Origin of the sequence: Clostridium sp. D33t1_170424_F3, from assembly GCF_015667585.1 — a bacterium.
GTDB lineage: Bacteria > Bacillota > Clostridia > Oscillospirales > Acutalibacteraceae > Anaeromassilibacillus.
The window spans coordinates 1-7987 of record NZ_JADPEG010000030.1 but is presented as its reverse complement, the minus strand read 5'-3'; the positions used below and the strand labels follow the sequence as shown (position 1 = coordinate 7987).

Below are 7987 nucleotides of genomic sequence, written 5' to 3'. Positions count from 1 at the left end.
AGGATTGCGTAGCTTGCTTCTGTATAGTCCGCCGGATTGAGCGCTTCATAGGTATCGATCAGGTCTTTCAGCGCTTCCCTGTCAGGGATCATCCGCATGTTCTGGATTGCTTTATACAGCGCCTCCGCTAGTTCGTCCACCTGCTTCTGGGTCGCGTTCGCGTCTTCCAGAAGGGCTTCCGCCTGCGGGAGAATCTCATTGAACTTGTCTTTTTCCGGGCCGTCCAGATACTTGTCAATTTCAATCTCCTGTGCCTGCTTCACAAAGGCTTCCAGCGTTTCCGTGTTTGCCTTGAACTCCAGGCGCAGGATAGCGTCATACAGATCCTTGGTTGCCTTTTCAACGACCGCCTTCAGCGTCTCGCCCTCGTCGTTGTAAACTTCCTGCGCATAGGCCAGCGCTTCCGCGTAGCCTTCCTGGCTCTTCGGGGTGAAGTTGTCCAGGTTGAGATTGTCTGTATAGTCGAGCCAGTATTTCAGCTCGTCCTTCGTGCCTTCCTCGAAGGAGAGGTAATGCATCGCGTCGAGCAGTTCCTTCCAGGCCTCGTTCACTTCAGCCTGAGTGGATTTATCGCTTTCAAAGACCTTCTGGGCGTTGTCGCGTGCCGCGAGGAACTTCTTGCGGACGGATGCGACCAGCTTGTCAAGCTGCTCGTCGGTCACTTCGTTCGCCTTCTCCAGCAGGGTTTTCAGCACATCCTTGTTCACGGTGGTGAAGGTGAAGCGCAGGACAGTGTTTTCGTCCGGCATGGTGAAGGTATAGGTGCAGCCGTCCGCCCCAAACGGGATGTCCTCGCCGTTGAGCTGCGCGGTGGCAAACGGGCCGTTTGCCGGGGTGAACGTCAGGGTGAGTTCCTCGCCCGCCATGACCTTCGCACCGTAGATGCCGTTGCCGTCGAGAATCACTTCCGATTCGCCTGTAACCTCCAGCGCCGCGTTTCCGCCGTACTGGACGTTCAGAACGTGCGCCTTCAGCGGCTCGGTACCCTTCGGCTCCAGAACGACCGCGATTGCGACCGGCTGTGCAGGCATGGTGAAAGTGTATGATTCGCCCGCCTTGACTGTCTGGGTGGGAACGGCGGTTCCGTCCTCGGCTGTGACGGTGATGGACTTGAACTGTTTGCCTTCCTCGATGCCGGAGATGGCAACTGTGACCGTTTCGCCCGCCGCGGCCTCTGTTTTGTCCGTCGTTACTATTGCCATACCGCCTTCAACATCTTTGCTGACCGCGTAAAGCGCGGGAACTTCTTCCGTTTTCAGGAACTTCGTGTCTGCCCAGTCGGCGTTATCATTGCCGTTGGCTCCGTCGCTGCCAAGCGTTGCAACCAGTTTGATGCGTTTAACACCGGTAATATCCAGATCAATGGCCTTTGCCGGCGTTTTTGCGCCCATGTTCCCGCTGTCATAGACAAGCTTGCCGTCCAGCCAGACCTGGAAATTGACGCTTGCGTTTGTCGTATTGTACTTCTGGTAATCGATGCCGACGTCGCTCATGAACCGGGTATATCCCATTCCGTCGATGTCATAAATAAGTTCGGAATACGAATTCGTTGCCAGTCCCTTGTCGTAGTAGACTCTGCCGCCGTTTTTATAGAGGCTGATTTTCGTCGGATCGGAACCGTCGTAGCTCAATACGCGGTCGCGGCCCACCGTTCCCCAACCGGTCGGTGTGGAATCGTCCGCCCAATCCAGGTCGGAAAGATAGATATGACTGCCGGTTGTAATAAATACGGTTTTTTCCGCAAAGATTGTTTCGTCCTCTTTGCTGGCGGCGCGCAGCCGCACGATGCCGGGCTTTGTACCGGCCGGAACCGTCAAAAGACCGTCTTCCAAAGTCACGCCCTCCGGCGCGTCTGACAAGCTCCAATTTGCGCCGACGTTCTCCTGAACCGTGTCGTTGCTCATTGTCACGGACAGGCGATACGATCCGCTGGCGCCCTGCCCATTCACCAGAACCACGCTGCCGGGGCCCTGCACTTCCACGCTCTTTACGTCGACGTCCTCTTCGTAATAGACCGTGGTGTCCATACAGGTCGCGTCGCCGCCGTTGTTATTGCCGGCGTGCGCCTTCAGCGCAAACTGGATCTGGTCGCCCTCCTGAACCGCGACGGTGGCGTTCATTTTGATCGATCCGGTTGCGCTGCCCAGCTGCTGCCAGTCGGCGTTTTCCGGCCAGATCCGTTCGCCGTTCTTCATGACATAAGTTTTCACCAGCCCGGCTTCGTTCTGATACTTTTTCAATTCCATTGCGATGTTGAGCGTGCCGTCCTTCGGCGCAACATAGGTGCGGATCGCATCGTTTTGTTTGCCCGGATGGATGTATCTCGGGCCGGATCGGCAATACCTCTCATAGGTATTGATATCCTCGTACACGTAATCGCCGTTTTTAACAAAGAGTTCCGCTCCCTGAATCGTGGCGATTGCGTTGTTGGAAAGTTTCATCGCCTGATAATACCAGCCGTTGGCGCCGTTGTGGCCGGGAACATAGGCTTCCAGTGCATTGGAGCGGTAAATTTTATTCAGCTCACCATTGACATGGACCACGTATTCCGTGCTTGCCTTTCCATTTGCCGAGGTGACGGAGATCCGGATGGCGTTCTCCTCGCCCAGGTCGGACAGCACAACGGGCTGCAGATCGGACAGGCCCTGCCCTTCCTCCGGCTTTTGCAGCTCCACGCCGTTGACGGTCACGGAGGCAGCGGCGTCAAACGGAAGCGCTCGGACGGTCAAGTCCGTCTCAAAGCCCTGCAGATCTATCGTGTATTCCCTGGTATCGCTGGCGAAAACCAGGGGTTTTCCTTCGATGGAGAGGCCTTTCAGATTGTACTCCCGCACCGAGTCGATACCCAGGTCGCGGTAAATTTCAAACTCGGAAAGGGTTGCGTTGGAAAACTGTTCTCTGTCCGCATGTTCTTCTATTTCCGTGAACCGGACTTTTACATAGCGGACGTTTTCGGCGGTGAAATAATCCAGCACGCCGTTGGCCTGTGAGGTCTTTGCGTTTTCCGCGCGCTTCGTCCAGTTTTGCTTGTCGGCGGAGGTGTAAATTTCGTACTTGTAAATGATACTGTCGTGCTCCAGACCAACTCTGGCGTTGCGCACGCTGTACTCCGCGCCTAGGTCAACCGTCCATTCCTGCGGGTTGGCATCTTCCCCTACGCCGACTTCCTCGCCGCGCCAGATGGTCGATTCGCTGCCGTCGACGGCCAGATCCGGCGTGGTCCCATCGACGCTGCTGCTGGCTTCCGCATGTTTTCCACGGGCCAGGTTCTGGTACAGGTCGCTTTCGTCGTCGGGCGTCATGCCTTCATAGACATAGGGCGACAGCCATGCGTATGCTTTGTCATAGCTGGTATCCATATGCTGCGCGACCGCTTTCAGCTCCAGCTTATGCCCGTTGGAAACGTTGATGTCATAAGACGCCGTCTGGCCCGCCTGCAAAGGCTTGCTGGCAAATTTCAGTACGCCGTCCAGATAGATATAAAAGATTGCTTCCGTACTGCTGGCGGCGGAATCGAGAACGCCCACGGAGCCGCTCAATCTTCTGCGGGTCCCCTCAAGGTCGTAGACAAGACGGGTATTGTTCTGCTGAGAGATACTCTGCCCGTATTTCTTGCCGCCAATGGTCAGGGAGCCGATCTGGTAATAGCTTTGGGCTTCCTCGTTCTGCTGTTCCAGGTCCTTCAGGTACGCAGAGGCAGAGTCGCCGCCGCCCGTGTACTCGATTTCTGTGAAGGGCGCCGCTTTTTCCGTCATCGGCTGGGATGCAATGGTGATTTCCGCCGGTTCCAAGCCCTCCGCCTCCACACGGATGCGGATTTCTCCCGGCTCCGTACCGGCCTGAATGTATGCGCCGGTAATACCCGCTTCCGCTTTGACCGGGTTTGCGCCGATCCGCTTGTCCCCATCGCCGACGATGGATGCATCGCCCGAAAGGATGCTGAATGTCAGCTCGTTGGTCGCGGTGTTGCAGACGACGCCGTTTTCATCGAGAACGGACGCGTATACCATGATGGCGTCGGAGCCGTCCGCGGTGAGCCCGATCTGCCTGTCGTCGGCTTCCAGCTGCAGCTTCTTTGGTGCGCCGGACGGACGGACGGTCTGTGAAACAATCTCGTTCCCCGCCGCGTCGTACCCTTTGGCGACCAGATAAGAGCCCGCCGTATACGGCACGCCGATAAACTCAAACGGCGCGTGCGGCAGCATATCTGTGTTATTCGCCGTCATCGGCGTCTTTTCCTGGGACCAGAGCTCCTCGCCGTCCTTCATGACGGCCAGCTTGACCGTATCCGCATTGCTGTATACAAAGATATAGCGGGCGTCGTCTGTGCCGATCACCTTTTTGGCTTCCACGCTCTTATCGATCACAGGAGCATGTTCCGTCCAATAACTGGCCACAAACAGAAGGGGGCCGTTATCAATATGCTGTGCGGTGAGCGCAGGGTCCGGCTCCGCGGAACGCTGGCTCGCCATCGCGTAATAGGAGAACTTGGGAATGCGGTAGAGGTCCCACAGGCCGCACGCGGAGATGCTGGGATCGTAGGAGCGGTTGTGGTCGATGCCGATCCAGCTGGTGGACCCGATAAAGCCCGGGTCCTCATGCGCCCGTTCCGCCATGGACAGGAACGCACGCCCAGAGCCGACCGCGCCGCCGCTGTTGGAATCCGCCGCATCCTTCGGCTCGTAATACTGGGTTCCCGGATGGTTGCCGACCAGACGCTTGATCGCCTGCATAAACATGGCGCCTTCGCCACCGGGATAGAAGGTGTCCGGCCCTCTTGCGGCGCGCCGGTTGTGGAAGCTCTGCGGCGAGTACTGCTCGCGGTAGCTGTCCCCATATTCCCGCTGGAAACCCACCGCCTTGTCGGAACGGTTGGCCTCTTTGTACATAATATCGCTGATGGTGTCCTTTGCGCTGGAAGAAAGGCTCATCAGGGTGTTTTCCGTGGCAACCTTCGCGGAGGGGTGCTCCTCCTTGGCGGTCTGCGCCATCTGCTGGGTGAAGGTTCCCGTGACGTTTGTCTCGTTCAGCACCGTCTCATACGCCAGGATGCAGGGGCGGTTGCGGTCGCGACGGACCATCTGGCGAATATCGTTAAATACCCGGTTTTTAAACGTGTCGTTGTTTGTAAAGTTCTGCCAGCCGGGCGTGGGCTCAATGACCAGAATGCCCAGCTCGTCGCAAGCGTCCAGAAAATCAGCGGACTGCGGATAATGCCCGGTGCGCACGACGTTGATGCCGCCCTCTTTAAATTTGATCGCGTCGCGCCGCTGCAGTGCAGAGGAGCCGGCAAAGCCGAGATAGACAAATTCCTGGTGGCGGTTGACGCCGATCAGGTCGTCCTGCACTTCTCCGTTAATTTTTAAGCCGTACGATTTGTGCATTTCAATTTTCCGGATACCGATGCGCGTCTCCACCTGGTCGACCTCGGCCCCGTTTACCAAAACCGTGGAACGCAGCGTATGCAGATACGGCGTTTTGAGGTTCCAAAGCTTTGGGTTTTCCACCATGATTTCCTGCGAGGCGGTGTGGTCCGCTCCAGCGTCTACGGAAATCCCTTCGGTCACGGCGCTGCCGACGACGGTTCCCTCCGCGTCGATCACTTCATTTTTGACGGCAATTTCCACCGCTTCCGCTTCTTCGTTGCGCACGTGCGTCTGCACGTCGACGGTCGCCGATGCTTCGCTGACTTCCGGATAATCGACCAGAATACCGCCGCCGGCTGCGATGTCCTCGTAGTTTGCATTTGTGATATGTACCTCCGGAGATACTTCCAGCCATGCGTCCCGGTAAATGCCGCCGAAGTAAGTAAAGTCCAGATTCTGAGATGGTTTTCCGGGCGGGACGTTCGGATTATTTTCATTGGTTGCGTGAACGGTGATCACGTTGTCCGTACCGTCCAGTTTCACAGCGTCTGTAATATCGACAATAAAGGGGAGAAATCCGCCGTACATGGTATTGCTGCCCGTCTTTGACGCCAGCTTGGTCGTCATATGCACCCCGTTGACCCATACGTCGGATACGCCCATGATCCCCTCGAATTCAATATAAAGCTTTTTTCCCGCGTACTCCTGGGAAAGAGGAAAATGTTTGACATACATAGCGTCGCCCTGATAGGTATTTCCCGCGCCGCTGTTGATATAGGGTTCCAGGCGAACCGTATGCGGAAGGGAAACGTTTTCCCAGGTTTTCAGGATATCCATGTCAAAGTCGGGCTGGATGGCGTCTTCAAAATAGTTTCGGGAAAACTTCCAGCCCTGGTTAAAATTAAGCTTTTCCCTCCCCGGGTTTTGAATACTCTGTATCTGATGGGAAACATCAGACATTTGCCTGACTTCTGCGGCATAAGCGATCGTTGAAGTAAAAGCGACCGCGGCTGCCAATACAAGCGAAAGTATTCTTCTGCCTTTCTTTGCTTTCTTCATGCTTTTGCTCCTTTTCAACTTTTCCTCATTTCAACTCTTCTCCAACCAACCGGCATATGACGGACCTTGTCCCATCGTATCCACATTGTTCGTCTTTCCATACAAATCGTTTCTGTCCGCGATTTTCCAGGCACGATCAAAAACACCTCCTTTCAGCACCTGAAAATCAAATTTGTTTTTTAAGCTGAGATATCCTATTTCTTCTTTTCTGTGGAAAAACTTCTAGCTCATATGCCAATTAATTTAGTTCATTGTAAAATGCGTCTTTGAATTATAGCAATACAAAAAGAAAAATGCATAAATATTTATCAATCATTTATACATTCTGTTATAACATATTAATGAGTAAAATATACTTCTATTCCATGTGATTAGCATGGCGTTTTTATATTGACAAAATCCCCCGTCCAGTGTTTGGACATGACCAGCAAAAGGGAAGATTGACGAACTATCCTCTGATGTGGAAAAATGCGGACAGCCCCAGCTTGTGCGATTCGCACAAGCTGGGGCTGTCCAGTGATCCGGTCGGGAGAATTTTGAAATGGATTGGTTTCGACGCATGCGTCAATACCGCAAAAGCACTTTTACGGGAAGGCCGGTTGTGATCTTATACAATCGCCGTACATACGGGGCCGGCGCTCCCGAATTTTCTCGTTTTTCTAAAATAAGCTTACAGGTCCAGTGCGGTAAACATCTTTTCCAGCAGCCGCATGAAGATGTCCTGTTCGATGTCCGTCAGGCCGCGCAGGTATTCCGCATTGTAGTCCTTCAGCGTCTGGACAATTTGGGGATACACCTCCATCGCCTTTTCCGTGGGATAGAGCTGGTTGACCCGCCGGTCCTCCGGACTGACCCTGCGCGTAATATACCCGGCCTTCAGGAGCTGCTGTATCGCCTTGGCCACGGTGCTTTTGTCAATGTACGTACTCTCCGCGACCTGCTCCTGCGAACAGCCCGGGTTTTCACAGATACAGAGGATATACATAAACTGCCCGCAGGTGATCCCCAGTTCCCTGAGGCGCTTGCCGCAATAGCTCTGCGACTGCCAGTAAATCACCGAAAATATCATAATAAACTTGCCGTAGTCCCTTGCCATTGATTTCATTCTTCCCCGCCTCCAATTGTTTCATATGCCACATTTATTTTATATCCGATCAGTCTTCCTGTCAACGAATTTTTTACAAATTGCCCAGAAATCTTCATCCAAATTCTACAGAAAACATGCGGATATTGCAAAGAAATTCTTGACACTTCCTGAAAAGCCCTTTATACTATATTTATTGGTGTTGCAACTATTTTTCGGCTCTATTTTATAAAATAGAGTCTATTTTCTTACCTATATAGTTGTATATGCCACTATTACTTTTATGAGGAGTCTGGTAAAATGAAGCGAAGAAGCAAAAAAGGGGGTGCGGCTGTATGGGCGAATATGTGCTGGAAATGAACAACATAACAAAAGTATTCCCTGGTGTAAAAGCGCTGGATGGAGTAACTTTGAAAGTGCGGCCCGGCAGCGTGCATGCTCTGATGGGAGAGAACGGCGCGGGAAAATCGACCTTGAT

The 7987-nt window shown here is 53.8% G+C and carries 4 protein-coding genes; 2 read left to right on the top strand and 2 right to left on the bottom strand.

The features are described 5' to 3' along the window. Window positions 1-6425: NPCBM/NEW2 domain-containing protein (locus I4V53_RS13735; RefSeq protein WP_195986262.1), on the bottom strand; the 6425-nt coding region annotated here is incomplete at its 3' end. 440 nt (window positions 6426-6865) lie between these two features. On the opposite strand from I4V53_RS13735, the gene I4V53_RS13730 reads away from it, so the two are divergent. Continuing rightward, a complete protein-coding gene (locus tag I4V53_RS13730; protein ID WP_195986261.1) occupies window positions 6866-7030 on the top strand; it encodes a hypothetical protein in 165 nt (54 codons plus the stop codon). 65 nt (window positions 7031-7095) lie between these two features. On the opposite strand, the gene I4V53_RS13725 is transcribed toward I4V53_RS13730, so the two are convergent. Continuing rightward, the gene (locus I4V53_RS13725; RefSeq protein ID WP_195986260.1) at window positions 7096-7530 is read right to left on the bottom strand and encodes a MarR family winged helix-turn-helix transcriptional regulator; all 435 of its coding nucleotides are present in this window, start codon (window positions 7528-7530) and stop codon (window positions 7096-7098) included. Window positions 7531-7844: 314 nt separating this feature from the next. Between I4V53_RS13725 and I4V53_RS13720 the strand changes: the two genes are divergently transcribed. Next, on the top strand, window positions 7845-7987 hold a 143-nt coding region (locus I4V53_RS13720; protein WP_195986066.1), incomplete at its 3' end, for an ATP-binding cassette domain-containing protein.

Excerpts from the sequence above, each read along its gene's own strand:
- I4V53_RS13725 (WP_195986260.1), bottom strand. The coding sequence starts at position 7,530 with ATGAAATCAATGGCAAGGGACTACGGCAAGTTTATTATGATATTTTCG.